Raw genomic sequence first — 16,827 nt, 5'->3', positions numbered from 1 at the left:
CGCCGGGGGAGCAGAATCTGCGGGTATGTGGGATCCCGACGCCTACCTGAGATTCGCCGATCATCGCAGCAGACCGTTCTTCGAGCTGCTGGCCCGCGTCGGCGCGCAGCGGCCGAGCCTCGTGGTGGACCTCGGGTGCGGACCCGGGCATCTGACCGGCGTCCTGGGGCAGCGCTGGCCGGATGCACAGGTGCAAGGCTGGGACTCGTCGGCGGAGATGGTGGCCGCGGCACGTGAGCGCGGTGTCGATGCCCGCCTCGGTGACATCGCGGCCTGGGCACCCGACCCCGACACCGACGTGGTGATCTCCAACGCCGCTCTGCACTGGATTCCGGACCACCGCGCACTGCTGACCGACTGGATCGGGCAACTCTCGGCGGGCGCGTGGATCGCATTCCAGGTGCCGGGCAACTTCGACGCGCCGTCGCACGCCGCAATCCGTGAGGTGGCTCGCCGGGAGCCATTCGCCGCGGCGTTGGCCGACATGCCATGGCCGAATCCCGACGTGGTGGACACCCCGGCCGGTTACGCCGCCCTATGCACCGACGCCGGATGCAGCGTCGACGCGTGGGAGACCACCTACCTCCACGAGTTGCGCGGCGAGACACCGGTATTGGACTGGATCTCCGGGACTGCGCTGACCCCGGTCCGGGAGAGACTGACGGACGCCGCCTGGCAGGCCTACCGCGCGGCCATCATCCCGCTGCTCGCGCAGGCCTATCCGGCTCGCGACGACGGCCGGACGTTCTTCCCGTTCCGGCGCATCTTCGTTGTCGCGCAGGTGAATTGAGCCACCGCCCCCGGATCTCGTCGCCGCCGGCCTACGGGTCGTAGGGCACGCCGACGGCGCGGAACACGAACTCCGGGGGCACGTCGTAGGCCAGCGACCGCCGCGGCAACCGTGCCAGAATCTCGGCGGGGATCGGGTGCTTGTAGTGCAGCGACAGTTCCCCCGAGCACCGCGGGTCGATCTCGGCGACGTCGGCGGTCAGCGTCAGGCCGTCCTCGGCCAGCTCCGCCTTCACCGCGCCGCTCTGCGGCGCATCCCACCGCAGGTCGATGGTGCGGCCGGCCAGCTTCGGCACCGACGACAAAGTGCCCAGCACCCGTTCCCGGGTCAGCACCAGCGATCCCACATAGCTCGCGATGCTGCCGCCTGAACGCAATCCCGGGACGGTGCCGCGGAACCTGCGGGTGACCGCGACGTACTCCGCGAACACGAGGATGCCTTCGGCTTCCACCTCAGTGCGCAGCTCACGCGGGAGCTTGCCGATCCGGAACAGCTTCCGAAGGAAGACGGCCATCCCACGACGGTAACTCAGGTACCAGTGGAGGGGTGAAGACACATGGCCGCAGCGCGGCGGTGACCGCTGTGATCGCCCTCGGCATCTACGCGGCGATGTGGATCGGGTTCCGCAGCGGCTGGCCGATGCTGGTTGCCTTCGACACCTGGGCGCTGCGCGTGACGCATCGGATCGGCGACGGGCATCCCGGATGGGTGACCGCGTGGGATGTGTTCTGCACGGTGTTCGGTCCGACCGTCTTCCGCATCGTCACCCTGGTGGTGATCGTCGTCGCGCTGACGCGACGGAACGTGACGGTCGCGATGTTCCTGCTGATCAGTGTCGAACTGAGCGGCCTGATCACCGAGACCGGGAAGTACCTGGCTGACCGGCCCCGCCCCGACACCGCGTTCGTGACCGCCCACTCGACGTCGTTCCCGTCCGGTCACGCACTGGGAGTGATGGTTTCGGTGTGCGCGCTGCTGACCGTGGCCCTACCGCTGATGCGCGGCCGAGCGAGGTGGGTGCTGATCGCGGTCGGCGTCGCGCTGATCGCGGCGGTCGGTGCGGGACGGGTGGTGCTCAACGTGCATCATCCGTCCGACGTGGTGGCCGGCTGGGCGCTGGGCTACGCGTACTACCTGCTGTGCCTGCGGCTGGTGCCGCCGCGGCGCCCGGTCACGGAAGCGGACGAAACACCGACAGCGCCCGGTACTTCACGCTGAAGGTGGCCTCCTCCACTTCGCTGACCACCTCGCCGTCGAGGGCCAGCACCGTGGGTCCGTCGACGGCGCGGAACGCGAACTCCGGCACGTGCATCTCGTGATAGAGCGGGCTGCGCTGCAACCGTCCGAGAGCCACCGCCGTCATGATCCGCAACCGGGCCAGCTTGCGACCCGTCTCCAGGATCCGGACGTCGATCAGGCCGTCGTCCATCCGGGTGCGCCGCGACGGCGCGAAACCCGACGGCAGGTAGGCGCAGTTGCCGAGGAAGAACAGCGAGGTCTGCAGTGTCTTGTTGTCGTAACTGATGCGGACCGGTTCACTGCGGCGCAAGGTGTGGAACATCGCATACACACCGGCCAGCGGTTTGCCGATCTTGTGCTCGAGCTTCTCGCGGGTCTGCACGAACCGGGGATACGCGCCGATGCTGGCCGTATTCACCAGCATCTGCTTCTCGTTCAGACACACCATGTCCACCTTCGACAGCCAGCCCCGCTGGATCGCGGTGATGGTCTTGTCCGCGGTGTCGCAGCCGATGTCCTTGGCGAAGTGGTTGAAGGTTCCCGCCGGGAAGACCGCCAGGGGGACTCCGGCGTCCAATGCGATCGAGGCGGCGCACGCCACGGTGCCGTCACCGCCGCCCACCGCGAGCACCTCCGCGCGTTCGGCGGCCGCCCGCATGACGTCGGTGACGTCGTCGTCCTCACCGAGTTCGACGATCTCGGCGCGCGGCAGCGCCGCCCGGACATCCTCGACGACCTCAGCGCCGGTACCGCTGCCGGACGCCGGATTGATCACCAGCACCACACCCGCGCCGTCGGGCCTGCCCGGCGTCTCGACCCGCAGCGGATCAGCCGTCGGTAGCTCCGGTTCGACGATCGGCGGCACCACCCGCGCGCCGAGTACGGCGATGCCCGCCCCCAGGCCGAGACCGGCCAGCACGTCACCCGGGTAGTGCGCACCGGTGGCCACCCGGGAGATCCCGACCAGCCCGGCCAACAAGGACAGCCCGAGGCCCAGCGACGGCTTCTCCAGTCCGACGCCGATCGAGAAGGCCGCAGCACTGGCAGAGTGTCCCGACGGCAACGAGTTCGACGTGGGGTGCCGACGCGTCTGCCGGGCCAGCGGGACCAGGACCCAGTTCGGACGATCGCGCCGCCAGATCCGCTTGGCTCCCTGATTGGTCACCAGGCTGGTCACCGCCAACGTCGCCACGCCACGCATGGCGCCCCGCCGGGTCGGCCCGTCACCGAAAGCCATCAACGCAGCAGCGATGCCGAACCACAGCTTGGAATGGTCGGCGGCACGGGTCAGCCGCGGCATCACCGTATCGAACAGCGGGCTCGGCGAATTGGCGATCGCCTGGAACACCTCGCGGTCCAGCGTGCCCAGACCCTCACCGATTTGGCGGATCCCTCGACGACGCGTTCGCACAGGCAGTAGGTCCATGACGTCCAACCTAACCGCGACCGGATCGAGTCCGAATCTTTACGGCTTCCGGTACCCGGGCGGGCAACCATGGACGCCATGCGTAGACCGCTGATTCTGCTGTGCGCGCTGACGGTCTTCGCAGCGACCGCGGTCGTCGGGGCGTCGCCGGTCGGAGCCGGTTTCACCCCGTGGTTCGCGCGTTCGGTCGGTGCTGCCACCCAGGTGCTGTCGGTGACCGGCACCGGCGGCTCCGACGCCAAACTCGATGTGTGGCAACGCACCGGCACCGGCTGGCAACCCGTCACCGGCGGGATCGCGATCCCGGCCAAGATCGGCGCGAAAGGGATGTCGCCCGACCACTATGACGGGTCGATGATGACGCCGAAAGGCATCTACACCCTCGACTTCGCATTCGGCACCGAACCCGACCCCGGTGGCGGTCTGCGTTACGTCCAGGTCGGACCGGACCACTGGTGGGACGGGGACATGAAAAGTCCGACCTACAACACGATGCAGGTCTGCAAGAAAGACCAGTGCCGCTTCAACACCTCGCTGAGTGCGGGCACCGAGAACCTCGATATCCCGCAGTACGCGCACGCGGTCGTGATGGGCGTCAACAAGGCACGTGTCCCCGGCAAGGGCGGCGCGTTCTTCGTGCACAGCACCGACGGTGGGCCTACCGCCGGTTGCGTGGCGATCGACGACGCCACCCTGGTCAAGATCATGCGTTGGCTGCGTCCCGGCGCGCTCATCGCGATCACCGAGCAGTGATCACAGGTTCAGCGCGCGGCCCGGCTTGACCTTGAAGTTCAACGCGTCCAACGACATCGACGCGTCGTAGGTGCGGTCGTAGCCGGTTTCGCTGATCTTCCAACCACTTTCGGTGCGCCGGTAACGGTCGTGGTAGAAACCCGCACCGATCAACATGAAGTTGAAATCGGGCGCGATCACGCGGTCCTGCAGATACCACGTGGCCGTCGCCTCGTCACCGTCGACGGAGATCTCCGGATGGTTGACCCGATGTTCGGTGATGATCTCGGGTCCCAACGAGTTACGCATGAAACCGACCAGTTCGTCGCGGGTACTGAAGTGGTGCTCTTCGCCGATGGACTCCCCGTAGCGACCGACGACATCCTCGGTCAGCGTCGCGGCGAACTCATCCCAGTTCTTGGTGTCCAGTGCGCGCAGATAGCGGTACTTGACCTGCTTGATCTCATCGATGTCGCCCATGGCGCATGAGTGTCTCATGAGCTTCTGCGCACCAGACGGTTTATGGTGGCGCACGTCATGAGCGATGCGCTGGGTCTGTCCGTCGGGACCACCAACCTCGTCGCCGCCGGGGTGGGGCGGGCTCCGGTGACCCGGCGTGCGGTGGTCACCCTGTTCGGTCATGCCCCGACCCAGGTGGGCGCGACGAGCACCGAACCGGGTGGTCAGGTTTTGTCCGGGTTCGTCGAACGGGTCGGTGACCGGGTGCCGCTGGTCGCCGCCGACGGATCCAGCTATCCCGCCGAACACCTGCTGGTCGAGGCGCTGGAGGCGATGGCCGGACTCGGTCTGCCCGCGCCGCCGTCCGACGTCGCCGTCGCGGTCCCGTCGTACTGGCCCGCAGCGAAGTTCGCGGCCCTGCACGAGGTGCTGGGTGCCAGTGCGCTGCGCGGACCCGACGGCGAGCCGCCACGGTTGGTTCCCGACGCGGTGGCGGCGTTGACGTCGTTGAACGCCAACCCCGGCCTGAACCGCAACGGGGTGGTCGCGCTGGTCGACGCCGGCGGCAGCGGCACCGGCGTCACGCTGGCCGACGCCACCTCGGCGTTCACCCCGATCGGTGACACCGTGCGCTACGGCGACCTGTCCGGGGACCAGATCGACCAGGCCCTGATGGCGATGGTGCTCGACAAGGCCGGCGCCGGGGACGCCGAACAGACCGCCGCCGTGTCCGCGCTGGCTCTGCTGCGCGACGAATGCCGGGCGGCCAAGGAGCGGTTGTCCACCGAACCGGTCACCTCGGTGACGGTCACCGTGGCCGGGCAGCCGACTCCGGTCGAAGTCACCCGTGCCGAACTGGAAAGCCTGATCGCACCCTCGCTCGGGGGACTCTTCGCGGCACTGGATTCGGCGCTGACCCGGGCCGGGGTCGACCGGCTCTCGGGTGTCGTCCTGGCCGGTGGTGGGGCCGCCATCCCGCTGCTGGGCCGCGAGGCCATGCGGCACGCATCCGCGCCGCTGCTGATCACGCCGCGGCCGGGACTGGACGGCGCCGTCGGCGCGGCCCTCTTCGCGGCCTACGGCCGCAGCGCGGAAACCTCGACGATGTTGGCGCCGGCGCTGGACGGCACCCAGGCGATGCCACCGGCCGCCGGCAGCACCGAGGCGTTGGCCTGGTCGGCCGCCGAGGCCGGGACCGACGATGTCGTCCCGTATCAGGGTGACCCCTACGACGACGATTCGGACACCCGTCAGGCCGCCAACCCGTACTACGCACCGCACCTCCATGAATCCGAGCCCGAGACGGCTGAGGTCAAGCCCTGGGAACGACTCCCGTTGGCGCTGATGGGCATCGTCGCGGTGATCGCGCTGGTGGCCGTCGGCGGTGTCGCCGTGGCATTGACGTCGGTGGACAGCTCCGGCGAGGAGCGGCCGAAACCCGGTAGCAACCCCCTGAGCCGCGAACTGCCGCCGGCCGAGCAGACCGTGACGGTCACCAACGCCCCGGCCGCGCCGGTGCGCCCGACCGAGGAGCCGGCACCGCCACCGCCGCCGGTCGAGACGACCCCACCGACCGTCGCGCCGACGACGACCACCACGTCGCCGACCACCACCACGACCACGACAACCACCACCACCACGACGACCACGACGACCACAACGCCGACGACCACCACGACCACCACGACGGTGCCGACGACCACCACGACCGTGCCGACCACCACCGTGCCGACCACCACCGTGGTGACCACCACCGTGCCCGCTCCCACGACGACCGCGCCGGCGCCCACGCGGCCGCCGATCACCACGACCTACCTCGACGTTCCGTTTTTGCCGGATATCCCGATCCTCGTGCCCGACAACTCGTGAACCCAGGTCAGGATTAGGGATTTCCCCGATTCCTCCGCAGGGTCTGTCCGCCTACTGTTTGCAGCGTTGATCGATCGGCTGCGGAGGGGACAGCCGATCGAACAGCGCTGTCCGGCGGCACAATGGCGTGGTGCCGGTACAGCGGACCACCAAAGTCTCCATCGTGGGCATGGGCAGCGTCGGAACTGCCATCGCATACGCCTGTCTGATCCGGGGCTCGGCCGGAGCCCTGGCGCTCTACGACCTCGATCTCGCCAAGGTGCGCGCCGAGACCCTCGACCTCAACCACGGCAGCCAGTTCGTGCCGCACTGCCGGATCACCGGGTCCGACGACATCGCGGTGACGTCCGGGTCGGCCGTGATCGTGGTGACCGCCGGCGCCAAGCAGAAGCCGGGCCAGAGCCGCCTCGAACTCGCGGCGTCCAACGTGGCGATGGCGCAGACGCTGACCCCCGCGCTGCTCGAGCACTCGCCGGAGGCGGTGGTGGTGTTCGTGACCAACCCGGTCGACGTGGTCACCTTCGCCGCCGCCCGCGCCGTCGACGCCGCCCCCGGTCACATCTTCGGCTCGGGAACGGTGCTGGACTCCAGCAGGTTTCGGTACCTGATCGCCGAACGCGCCGATCTGGCGGTCGGCAACGTGCACGGCTTCATCGTGGGCGAGCACGGGGATTCGGAGATCCCGCTGTGGTCGAGCGTCTCCGTCGGGGGAGTGCCGGCGGTGCAGTTCCGGCGCGACGGGGTCGCGGTCTTCGACGAGCGTGCCCGCGCCGAGATCTCCGCCGGGGTGGTCAACGCCGCCTACGAGATCATCGCCGGCAAGGGGGCGACCAACCTGGCCATCGGGTTGTCGAGCGCCCGGATCGTCGAGGCGATACTCGGGGACCAGCACCGGGTGTTGCCGGTGTCGACCGTGCAGCGCGGCGTCTACGGGATCGAGGGGGTCGCGCTGTCACTGCCCACGGTGGTCACCGCCGACGGAGCCGGCAGCGTCCTGGACGTGCCGCTGGACCGTGCGGAAGCCGACGGTCTGCACGCCTCGGCCGAGACGCTGAGAACGGTGCAGGAGTCGCTGGGACTCTAGAACTTCAGGTAGCCGCCGTCGAGGCGCAGCACGTCGCCGGTGTGGTAGCGGCTCGCCGGGCTCGCCAGATACACCGCGACACCGGCCATGTCCTCGGGTGCGCCCCAGCGGCGCACCGGCACCCGCGGCAGCACCCGCTCGCGGAACCGTTCGTCGGCCAGACCCTCGGAGGTCATCTCGGTGTCGAACCAGCCGGGTGCGACGGTGTTGGCGCGGATGCCGTGGCGGGCCAGTTCCACGGCCATGCTGTCGATCAGCGAGGTCACGCCCGCCTTGGACGCCGCATAGGCCGGTTGACGCGGCATGCCCTGGAACGCACCGAGACTCGACACCGCCACCAGGCTGCCGCCGCGGCCGGCCTCGATCATCTGGCGGGCGGCCTCGCGCAACGTGAGAAACACCCCGTCGAGGTCCACCCGCGTCACCTCGCGGAACTCCGCCAGGGAGGTCTCGAGTACCGGGGTGAACACGCCCCGGACCCCGGCATTGGCGAAACATGAATCCAGCCAACCGAACTCGCCGCGGATCCGGGCCATCGCCGCGATGGTGGCGTCCTCGTCGGCCACATCACACACGACCGGAAGGACGGACCCTCCGTGGGCACGCAGCCGCTCGGCGGCCGAGTCCAGACGGTCGGCGTTGCGGCCGATGATGGCGACCGAGGCACCCGCGCGGGCCAGGCCCTCGGCGATACCGAGGCCGATCCCCGAACCTCCGCCGGTGATCACGCTGACGTGTCCGGTCAGATCGAACGGGTTCTCGGTGCTGGGTGCGTCGCTCACCCGTCCGACCTTACGCAGACGCGCGTCGCGCGAACTCGGGTGCCCGCTCGGGACGGACGCCGACACCGACGAGGTAGGCCGGGATCACCGTCAACCAGGGCAGCGCGTCGACCAGGCGGAGCACGGATGTCGGAGGCCCGGCCGCGGTGTCGCCGCGCACGATCGGGCCGAGCAACCGCCGGTCGAGCTGTCGTTGCAGTCCCTGCGTCACGGCGGTCGGCACGATGCGCCGTCGCCGCACCCCCGCCAGGTCCTTTCCGGTGACGGTGCCGCGACGCAGCGGATCCGCCAGCAGCCGGGCGGCGGCGACGCCGTCCTGCACCGCGACGTTGATGCCGACGCCGCCCGCGGGCGACATCGCGTGCGCGGCGTCGCCGATGCACAGCAACCCGTCGGTGTGCCAGCGCAGCAGACGGTTCATGCGCACGTCCAGATGCTTGACCTCGCTGAGATCGGTGATGGCGGTGACGGTATCGGCGGCCTCCGGCAGCAGTTCGACGACGTCGGCGTGAAAAGCAGCCAGGCCGCGGGCCCGCAGCTGCGCATCGGAACCTTTCGGAATCAGCAGGGCCACTTGGAAATAACCTTCACGGGGGATCACGATCATCGCCCGACCCGGCGCGACGCGCGGGAACAGCGTGTAGTCGGAGTCCTCCGGGCGCCGAGGCAGCCGGAACCACCAGACGTCGAAACTCGTGGGCCACTCGCGCGCCGGCAGGTCGGCCTCGCGGCGCACCACCGACCAGCGCCCGTCGCAACCCACCGTCAGATCCGTGCGCAATTCCCCAGCGCCGTCGGGAGATTCGTAACGCACACCGGTGACGCGGGGCCCGTCGCGCAACAGGCCGGTCACCTCGGTGCTCATCCGCAGGGTGAAGGCCGCCTCGCTCTGCCCAGCTTCGGCCAGCAGATTCAGCAGGTCCCACTGCGGCACCATCGCGATGTAGGGATGCGGCTGACGCAGCCGGGTGAAGTCGACGAACGTGACCGAACGATTCCCGACGTCGAAGGAGGCCTGTCGCAACCGACTGTGCGGAATCCGGTCGAACTGCGCGAACAACCCGAGTTCGTCGAGCAGGCGCAACGTGGTCGGATGCACCGTGTCACCGCGGAAGTCGCGCAGGAAGTCGGGATGCTTCTCGAATACGGTCACCGCGACGCCGGCACGGGCCAGTAACAGGCCGAGCACCATCCCGGCCGGCCCGCCACCGACGATCGCGCACGTGGTCTTCGCGCTCACCGTGCCCACGCTAGTGGGGTCGACTGCCGCCGTACAGGCTTCGCGGCACGCGAAAGTGCCCTCAGCGCAGCGGGGACGGTTGCGGCACTACGCCGGCGACACTTTCGCCCCGGCGCGTCCTTCAGAAGACGCGGATCCAGTCGATCAGCATGTCCGCGGGATAGGTTCCCCCGGCCGGTTCGCGGCCGCCCGACCCGCCGATCGCGATGTTGAACACCGGCGTCATCGTGAAGCCGGGATCGTTGAACGGCCAGTCCGGCAACGAGTTCGACAGCACGGTGAAGAACGGCTCCATACCGGGCTGATAGTCCTGCCAGAAGTACATGCCGCTCGGTAACCACGTCATGCGCCAGGTGTGCCACGCGCCGTCGACGGGCCGTTTGTGGGTCTGGAACATCGTGCCGTCGAGGCGCGCGTGCACGGTGGAACCCGACGGCCAGTCGCGGTTGCCGTACCACTCGAAGATGTCGACTTCACCGCCGCGCACCGGATTGTCGTTGACCAGCCAGAACGCCGGCCACGCCCCGTCGGTCAGGCAGTTGAGTTTGACCCGCGCCTCCCAGGTGGTGCCGACGCCGCCGCGCCAGTGGCCGACGATCTTCGCGCTGGCGTACTTCTCCTGGATGTTCGCGCCCTCGCCGCGGGTCGCGCGGATCACCAGGTTGCCGTTGCCGTCGTGGAACACGTGCTCCTGGTCGGTGACGTAGCGGCCCATGTTGAACGGCTTGTCCCACTCGTGCGGATTCCGGATGGTCTCGCGCTGCGGAACGATGAACCACTTCGCCGGATCCGGCGGGGTGCCGGCCGGAGCATTGAACTCGTCGGAGAACAGCAGCCCGGGGCCGGGTTCGGCGATCTCAGGTAGGTCCGGTCCACCGGGGCTCGGTGGGGCCGCGGGCTGGGCGGCAGCTGAAGGGAGGGGCAGCGCGGCGGCGGCTACGCCGATTCCGAACATCATCATGGCGCTGCGGCGATCCATGCTTGGCATGTCTGCACCGTAGATGCCGCGGTGAGGATTCGGTTGCAAAACCCGCCGATGCCGCGTGTCCCGGTCGGCCTACCCTGGGCGGATGGGTTCGTCGCCTCCGCAGCAGCATCCCGACCTCGTCCCGCTGGCTCCGCTGATCGGGACGTGGTCCGGTGCCGGGTCGGGCGAGTATCCGACGATCAGACCGTTCGACTATCTCGAAGAAGTCACGTTCGGCCATGTCGGCAAACCGTTTCTGGCCTACGCCCAGCGCACCCGCGCCGCCGACGACGGCCGGCCGCTGCACGCCGAGACCGGTTATCTGCGGGTGACCGCAGCCGACCGCGTGGAATGGATTCTGGCGCATCCGACCGGGATCACCGAGATCCTCGAAGGGCAACTCGACGCAGACGGTGACCGCCTGCACATGGAACTGCGCTCCACGGTCATCGGACGCAGCACGACGGCCAAAGATGTTGCTTCCATGGAGCGTTCGATCACACTGGACGGCGATACCCTGGACTACACGGTGCGGATGGCGGCGGTCGATCTGCCGCTGCAGCACCACCTGGCGGCCGTGCTGCGACGATCTGCCTGACGCCTACTCACGCGGATGTCGTCTGGGCCGCGGGCTGGCGCGTCGGGGTGATGCGCCCGACGACGCCGGCGACCGACGCGCGGTCCAGCAGTTCCCGGTAGAGGTCGTCGGAGACGGTCCGGGTGCGGCTGAGCAGGAAACCACTGCGTCCGGTCGGATCGGTCACGACGGCCCACCGGTAGTCGGGGTCCAGGTCGACGATCCAGTAGTTGCCTGGCGGGCGGGCTGAAGCCGGGCCGAAGAAGCGCACGTTGAGCTTGTTGCCGGCGGGGTCGACGGGCAGGGCGGCCCCGACGATCGACGACCTGGGGCCGTTGTCGACGAAGTAGTTACCCGAGTTCTGCACGCGGATGGAGCCGTCCGGGTTGAGGCTGTAGACCGCCGTGGTGTTGACCAGCCCGAGGGAGAAGAACTGCTTGACGCTGCCGACCTCGTACCACGTGCCCAGGTAACGCGGTAGATCGACGCTCGGGGCGGCAGCCAGCACGACCGCGGCCGTGTCGCCCATGACGATGTACTGGCCGGGAGTGCCGTAGATGCCCTCGCCGTCGTCGGGTCCGCGGCCGGCGAACAGGTCGTTCGTCCAACCGGTGGCCAGGAGGGTCGCCGCGGCGGTGTTGCCGGGTGGGGAGACCCCGGCCACCAGCTGGGCGAGAAGGTCCAGGATCGGGTTGCCGCCGATGACCGCGTCGGCGTGGGACCCCCGGGCCAGGGTGACGCCCACGAACTGATCGGGGCGGGCGGCCACCAGCTCACGGGTGGTCCGGCTCGAGGAGTTCCACGGCGACGACGGCGCCGCGATCTGGTAGACCGGCACGAACGGATCCGACAGGCTGTCCAGGGCTGACGACAGACGTCCTCGCCACGCCACCCCGTCGAACATCACCACGCCGCGCAGGTCACCGGAACTCGTCGGATCGGCCGCGTAGAAGCCGCCGACCGATGTCGCGAAGCCGCCTCCGCCGGAATGACCGGACAGCACGAAGTCCTGCGGCAGCGCACCCTGATATCCGGCCGCGGCGGCGCTGCTGGTCAGCGCCGTGCGATCGCCGAGGAACATCGTGGCGACGGCCTGCTGCATCGGTTCGCCGTTGATCCAGCACCCGGAGCAGGAGAACCCCGGCAGGGACGGCAGGGTGGGCGCGACCACGATGCTGTTGGTCTGTTGCGAGAGCGTGCGGGCCAGCGCCGACACCATCGACTTGCTGCCGAGGAAGCCGTGCTGCAACCAGATGACGCCGGTGGCGGCCGTCGACCCGTCGGCCTGGGTGGGCAGGTACCAGTCGGTGCGGGCGGTGTAGTCCCGCGTCCCGACGGGGATGGTCAGCGGCGCGCGTCCCGTCTTGACCCCGGTGACCGGGGCGGCCGGAGCGGACACTGCCGGCTCCGAAACCTGTTGTTGCGGCTGCGTGTTCGCCGGAGCGTCGTCCGGCGCGGAGCGCGCGGCACGTCTGCGGGTGTCGCGGGGGCGCTCGTCGGTGGCGGCCTCTCGCTTCAGCGAGGTCTCGGCATCCTCGTCCGTCGACTCCGGTGCGCCGGTCGCGCGTTGTGCGACCGAGGCGGGGACGGCTTCCGGCCCGTCGTCCGTGTTTCGTGAGCGGCGGCTTGCGGTGTCGTCGTCCTGGGTGCGTACCGACCGGCCCGGCGACGCCGAGGACTCACTGGATCGAGCCGTTCGGCTGCTGTCCGACGGGTCGGCGTCCGCTGCGGCCGTCCCGTGGCCGACGCCCCACGCCAGGCAGGCGCCGGCGGCGGCGGACACCCACCACACCAGCCACCGACGTGACGTCACGGACGGCAATGTAGTGGGGGCAGTGGCGCACGGACAGAGAATCGACGCAGACGTCAGATTGACGTCAGGTGGCGTGGCCGGGACACACGACGGCGGCCCCCTCGCCGTTGAGGGGGCCGCCGCTGCTGTGTACTACCGGTTAGCGGGAGGACCGCTTCGCCCGGTCAGAGCCCGACGAGCTGCTCGAGCCACCGGAGTTGCCGGCGGTCTCGGTGCTGTCGTCGCTCTCGACCTCGTCGGTGGACTCCTCCTCGGCAGGCGCCTCGGCCTCGTCAGCCTCGACGACGACCTCGGTCTCCTCCTCGGTGACGGTCTCCTCCGTGGCCGGCACGGTCTCGGCGACCGGCTCGCCCTCGGTGACGGCCTCACCCTCGGTGACCGGCTCGGTCTCGGTGACCGGCGCGGTCTCGGGAGCGGTCTCACCCTCGGTCTCGGTCGCGGCAGCCTGGCGGGCGGCCGGCTCGACGTCGAGCGTCAGCGTGTTGTTGCTCACGAGCAGCGCCGAGTCCGTGGCGTTCGCCGCGGCGGGCGCCGGGTCCGGTGCCGGGGCCGGCGGGGTCCAGGGCGCACCCTCGACCGGATCCGGCTTCAGGGCCTCGGCGATCGCCTTGGGGATCGTCGAGAAGATGCTGATGATCGCGCTCGTCGCGTTGATCAGGCCCGGGAACTGCTCGCAGTTGCTGCCCTCGCACTCCGGGTTGACGTAGCCGTTGAGGAACGAGTTCAGCATCACACCGGGAGCGTTGATCAGCGCTCGGAAGACCGCACCGCCGTCACCCTCGCGCAGGGCGCCCGTGACAGCGTCGGCGAGCAGCGCGAACTCGAAGCCCATCGCCAGGAAGGGGCCGAGCACGTTCTTGGTGATGTCGTTGACGATCGAGTTGCGGTCGAAGACAGCCTGCACGACCTGCAGCATGTTGGTCGCCACCTGCTCGGGGATTCCCATGTTGCCGTTGGGGTTCCGCTGGCTGGGGGCCTGCGACCAGAACGCCGAGTAGAACGGCGAACCGACGTTCAGCGCGTAGACGAAGGATCGGTTGAGGCGGTCCCAGCCGTCGGCGAACTCGCCGTTACGGAAGTGGGTGAAGGCCTGCTCGAAAAGCGGACGACCGTTGTTGCCGTTCCACCACGAGTTGAACGCGGCGGGGATGCCGATGAAGCCGTTGAGGACCTTGCCGCCATAGGACAGCTGGTTGGCCAGCAGCTGACGGGTGATCGGGAACGGATCCGAGGCGATGGTCTGGAAGATGTTGGCGAAGTTGGCGCCGGTCTGGTTGAACAGGTTGCGGTACACCTCGCCGGTGTCGCTGCTGTACGTCGGGTTGGCGGTCGCGGTCAGCGTGATGGCGTGGGCCTGCTGCGCCTGGACGTCGACGACCGGCGAGATCGGGCTGATGGCGAGGGTGCCGGCTCCGACCACGGCCACACCGGCAGCAAGGAACTTGCTGACGCGAGGCTTCGTGGAGGCGGTATCCGGACCCGACGCGAGGGCGGGAGCTGCGTGCACTTGTTCTCCTGGTCTAAGTAACTGAACGGCTGCCGAGTTCGGCGCCGAGAACGTAACTGAAGAAAACCTGAGGAACAATACGTTGCTCTCAGCTGGGACAACCGTGTCAGCAACGCCCGAAGACCGCGGAACCTGAGAATTCGCACAGAAAATCTTGGTGGTTGCTGACTGTCTCTCGATCCGAGAATTCGTTTTGGCCGCGGGTCGATTGACGCCCGTGCAAAAAGGTAGCGCCCAACTGCCGACAATTATTTGCAATAGTTAGCAAATCGCGCCGCGTCGCACCGGCCGGAGTCTTGCCTGGTGGTAAGGGTTGGCTTACCTAATTAGGCTAACCTAAATTCGCTGGTTGGCGTTGGTGTCAATTGTCGATCCGACTTCGCGGAACGGCGCGTGTGTCACTCCTGCAACCGCCGATGGTTCGCCAAATTCACGCGTCAATTGATTTGCGGTCGGGAAGAGGGGACAGCTGTACCGGATCGGCATGAAGATGTGACGGGTATCACAGCGGGTGTGGGACTCGGCCGGCGCCTGTCCCAGTAGTCCCGCATGGTGTCACTGCCCTGTGCCGCCGCGCCGAGGGACTTGTCGATGACGACGGCGTCCGGCGCGGAATCGTCGGCGCCAGCGGTTCCTCGGACGCGCCCGAATCACTCGGTCTGCCCGGCCAATTCGGTAACGGGCGATCGGAACGAACCCGCGTATTCAGCTTGGGAAGCCGCCTTGAGCCCACTATCGCCGATCAAAGGTCCGCAATAGTTCCTCGCTCGACGATGGATTGACGCAGTTCAACGCGGACCTCGGCCGACTATCGGTGACCTATTGCGCATCTAGCCGACGCCTTCAGCCCCTCTTCAGAGTCAGCCGACGGTCACTCGCAACAAAGAGCGATGGGGTCGGGTCAATTTCCATGACTGGCGGGCTAGTGTCGACCCGCACTACGGGCACGGTCTAGATGCGCGACGCCGTCGTTGGTCCGGATGATCCTGCTGGAATCGCCGCGGCTCGTAGCTCAGGTCGCGCAAGCAGTCTGGAAAAGTGGGTTTCGTGGACTACCGCGATGATCTGGAACTGGCCGAGCTTGCCGCATTGCTTCGTGAACGCAATGCACTTGATGCGCGCTTAGGCCGTTTGTTGAATCGTCCGGCGAGTACAGGGCACATCGGCGAATGGATCGCGTCCCGGATCTTTGACATCAAACTGGAGACCGCCGCCAACGCGGCAGGAATCGATGGGCACTTTACGGTCGGCCCGTTGGCAGGCCGCACCGTCAACGTGAAGACATACGGGAAGCAGGAAGGCTTGCTCGATATGAAATCGACGGCGCCTCTGGATTTCTATCTCGTCTTCACTGGTCCGAAATCTGCCGCCATGTCGTCCAAAGGCGCTCTGCGGCCGTTTTGCATCGACGCTGTCTATCTCTTTGATTCACAGCGTCTGCGCGTCGATCTCGGTAGGCGCGGCGTCAAGTTCAGTGAGGCGACGAGTGTGCGAGCAGTTCACTGGGACGAGGCGGAGATCTACCCTCGGTCGCGCAATCCAGTCCTGACTGTCACCGAGGCCCAGCGACAGCAGTTGGCTATGTTCCACAGTGACGCGTAGGAGAAGTTGTCAGAACGACGGGCGGCTCGCTATGCGCTTGCCCGCTGAGATGCCAACGTAGTACCCGCTGCGTCTCGGACCACATAGACCAGCGCCCGCAGTTCGTCGTGGAGCCGGTGACGGGAATCGAACCCGCGTATTCAGCTTGGGAAGCTGATGTTCTGCCATTGAACTACACCGGCATATTCGAACAGGAAGGCTAGCACTTCCGGCGTCACCCCCGCGGACCTGGCCAGCGGTTTAGGCTGCTGCAAGAACAAACGGGGGGTTCGTCATGAACGTCATGAAGCTCGTCGCCACGACATGCGCCGCGCTGGCGGCGGCGCTGGGTTCACCGGTGCCGGCCGGCGCCACGCCGGCGCAAGGCGACATCGAACGAACCGACCTCGCCCAGGGGACCACCGACGCACCGGTCGTCATTGTCTCCATCGGTCAGCCCAGCACGCTCCACGTACAGGAGCTGACCCTGCACGGCGCCGCGACCAGCGGCTGGCACACCCATCCCGGACCCGAGCACACCGTGATCACCGAAGGCGCCGTCGTCGTGCAGACCGCCCCGGACTGCCGCCCGATCGTCTACCCGGCCGGCCGGGCGGTGTTCATCCCCGCCGGTGTCCCGCACGTGGTGCGCACCGACGGGCCCGGCGACTCGCGCGCTGTGGTCACCTACACGCTGCCCGCGGATCGGCCGGTCCGCGACGACGCGCCCGCCGCCTGCCCCTGACACCGGCGCCCGCCGT

At 68.3% G+C, this 16,827-nt stretch carries 16 protein-coding genes and 1 tRNA gene; 8 read left to right on the top strand and 9 right to left on the bottom strand.

Translation table 11 applies throughout. The features are described 5' to 3' along the window. The first annotated feature begins 25 nt into the window (after nucleotides 1-25). On the top strand, nucleotides 26-790 hold the full coding sequence (locus tag ACAG25_RS10520) for a trans-aconitate 2-methyltransferase (RefSeq protein ID WP_370488305.1): 765 nt from the start codon (nucleotides 26-28) through the stop codon (nucleotides 788-790). A 31-nt stretch (nucleotides 791-821) separates the two neighbouring features. Here ACAG25_RS10520 and ACAG25_RS10515 read toward each other — a convergent pair whose 3' ends face one another. Further along, nucleotides 822-1,304 (bottom strand): hypothetical protein, encoded by a 483-nt coding sequence (locus tag ACAG25_RS10515; RefSeq protein WP_370488304.1) that lies wholly within the window; start codon nucleotides 1,302-1,304, stop codon nucleotides 822-824. A gap of 32 nt (nucleotides 1,305-1,336) precedes the next feature. Here ACAG25_RS10515 and ACAG25_RS10510 point away from each other — a divergent pair, with 32 nt between their 5' ends. After that, complete coding sequence (locus ACAG25_RS10510) at nucleotides 1,337-2,008, top strand: phosphatase PAP2 family protein (protein WP_370488303.1); 672 nt, start codon at nucleotides 1,337-1,339, stop codon at nucleotides 2,006-2,008. Here ACAG25_RS10510 and ACAG25_RS10505 read toward each other — a convergent pair. Beyond that, nucleotides 1,962-3,455 carry a diacylglycerol kinase family protein gene (locus tag ACAG25_RS10505; protein WP_370488302.1) on the bottom strand — a complete coding sequence of 498 codons (1,494 nt, stop codon included), beginning with the start codon at nucleotides 3,453-3,455 and terminating at the stop codon, nucleotides 1,962-1,964. The genes ACAG25_RS10510 and ACAG25_RS10505 overlap by 47 nt on opposite strands. A gap of 78 nt (nucleotides 3,456-3,533) precedes the next feature. Here ACAG25_RS10505 and ACAG25_RS10500 point away from each other — a divergent pair, with 78 nt between their 5' ends. Next, complete coding sequence (locus ACAG25_RS10500) at nucleotides 3,534-4,208, top strand: L,D-transpeptidase (protein ID WP_370488301.1); 675 nt, start codon at nucleotides 3,534-3,536, stop codon at nucleotides 4,206-4,208. Here the strand turns inward: ACAG25_RS10500 and ACAG25_RS10495 are convergent, their stop codons facing one another. Then, complete coding sequence (locus ACAG25_RS10495; protein ID WP_370488300.1) at nucleotides 4,209-4,667, bottom strand: nuclear transport factor 2 family protein; 459 nt, start codon at nucleotides 4,665-4,667, stop codon at nucleotides 4,209-4,211. It abuts the gene before it with no gap. Nucleotides 4,668-4,724: 57 nt separating this feature from the next. Between ACAG25_RS10495 and ACAG25_RS10490 the strand changes: the two genes are divergently transcribed. Further along, on the top strand, nucleotides 4,725-6,515 hold the full coding sequence (locus ACAG25_RS10490) for an Hsp70 family protein (protein WP_370488299.1): 1,791 nt from the start codon (nucleotides 4,725-4,727) through the stop codon (nucleotides 6,513-6,515). Nucleotides 6,516-6,645: 130 nt separating this feature from the next. After that, on the top strand, nucleotides 6,646-7,599 hold the full coding sequence (locus ACAG25_RS10485; protein ID WP_370488298.1) for an L-lactate dehydrogenase: 954 nt from the start codon (nucleotides 6,646-6,648) through the stop codon (nucleotides 7,597-7,599). Here ACAG25_RS10485 and ACAG25_RS10480 read toward each other — a convergent pair. From ACAG25_RS10480 to ACAG25_RS10470, 3 genes are all read right to left on the bottom strand, one after another. Further along, the gene (locus ACAG25_RS10480) at nucleotides 7,596-8,381 is read right to left on the bottom strand and encodes an SDR family NAD(P)-dependent oxidoreductase (protein ID WP_370488297.1); all 786 of its coding nucleotides are present in this window, start codon (nucleotides 8,379-8,381) and stop codon (nucleotides 7,596-7,598) included. The two genes, ACAG25_RS10485 and ACAG25_RS10480, sit on opposite strands and share 4 nt — an antisense overlap. Before the next feature lie 10 nt (nucleotides 8,382-8,391). After that, nucleotides 8,392-9,621 (bottom strand): FAD-dependent oxidoreductase, encoded by a 1,230-nt coding sequence (locus ACAG25_RS10475; RefSeq protein WP_370488296.1) that lies wholly within the window; start codon nucleotides 9,619-9,621, stop codon nucleotides 8,392-8,394. A gap of 121 nt (nucleotides 9,622-9,742) precedes the next feature. After that, entirely contained in the window at nucleotides 9,743-10,600 is an 858-nt protein-coding gene (locus ACAG25_RS10470) for a family 16 glycosylhydrolase (protein WP_370488410.1), read from the bottom strand. Nucleotides 10,601-10,691: 91 nt separating this feature from the next. On the opposite strand from ACAG25_RS10470, the gene ACAG25_RS10465 reads away from it, so the two are divergent. After that, on the top strand, nucleotides 10,692-11,186 hold the full coding sequence (locus ACAG25_RS10465; protein WP_370488295.1) for a peroxynitrite isomerase: 495 nt from the start codon (nucleotides 10,692-10,694) through the stop codon (nucleotides 11,184-11,186). 7 nt (nucleotides 11,187-11,193) lie between these two features. On the opposite strand, the gene ACAG25_RS10460 is transcribed toward ACAG25_RS10465, so the two are convergent. Both ACAG25_RS10460 and ACAG25_RS10455 read right to left on the bottom strand, forming a co-directional pair. Beyond that, the gene (locus ACAG25_RS10460) at nucleotides 11,194-12,978 is read right to left on the bottom strand and encodes a lipocalin family protein (protein WP_370488294.1); all 1,785 of its coding nucleotides are present in this window, start codon (nucleotides 12,976-12,978) and stop codon (nucleotides 11,194-11,196) included. Between the two features lie 139 nt (nucleotides 12,979-13,117). Then, entirely contained in the window at nucleotides 13,118-14,485 is a 1,368-nt protein-coding gene (locus ACAG25_RS10455; protein WP_370488293.1) for a hypothetical protein, read from the bottom strand. Between the two features lie 1,038 nt (nucleotides 14,486-15,523). On the opposite strand from ACAG25_RS10455, the gene ACAG25_RS10450 reads away from it, so the two are divergent. Further along, nucleotides 15,524-16,087: a hypothetical protein gene (locus ACAG25_RS10450; protein ID WP_370488292.1), complete on the top strand. Its 564-nt coding sequence runs from the start codon at nucleotides 15,524-15,526 to the stop codon at nucleotides 16,085-16,087. A gap of 108 nt (nucleotides 16,088-16,195) precedes the next feature. Here ACAG25_RS10450 and ACAG25_RS10445 read toward each other — a convergent pair. Continuing rightward, nucleotides 16,196-16,269 (bottom strand) — tRNA-Gly (locus ACAG25_RS10445). Between the two features lie 101 nt (nucleotides 16,270-16,370). Between ACAG25_RS10445 and ACAG25_RS10440 the strand changes: the two genes are divergently transcribed. Further along, entirely contained in the window at nucleotides 16,371-16,811 is a 441-nt protein-coding gene (locus ACAG25_RS10440) for a cupin domain-containing protein (protein ID WP_370488409.1), read from the top strand. Nucleotides 16,812-16,827: the final 16 nt, after the last annotated feature.

The sequence above is a fragment of the Mycobacterium sp. pV006 genome, from assembly GCF_041287115.1.
Taxonomy (GTDB): Bacteria; Actinomycetota; Actinomycetes; order Mycobacteriales; family Mycobacteriaceae; genus Mycobacterium.
Note: the sequence above shows the minus strand (reverse complement) of the source record. Positions and strands in the feature narration are given on the sequence as shown.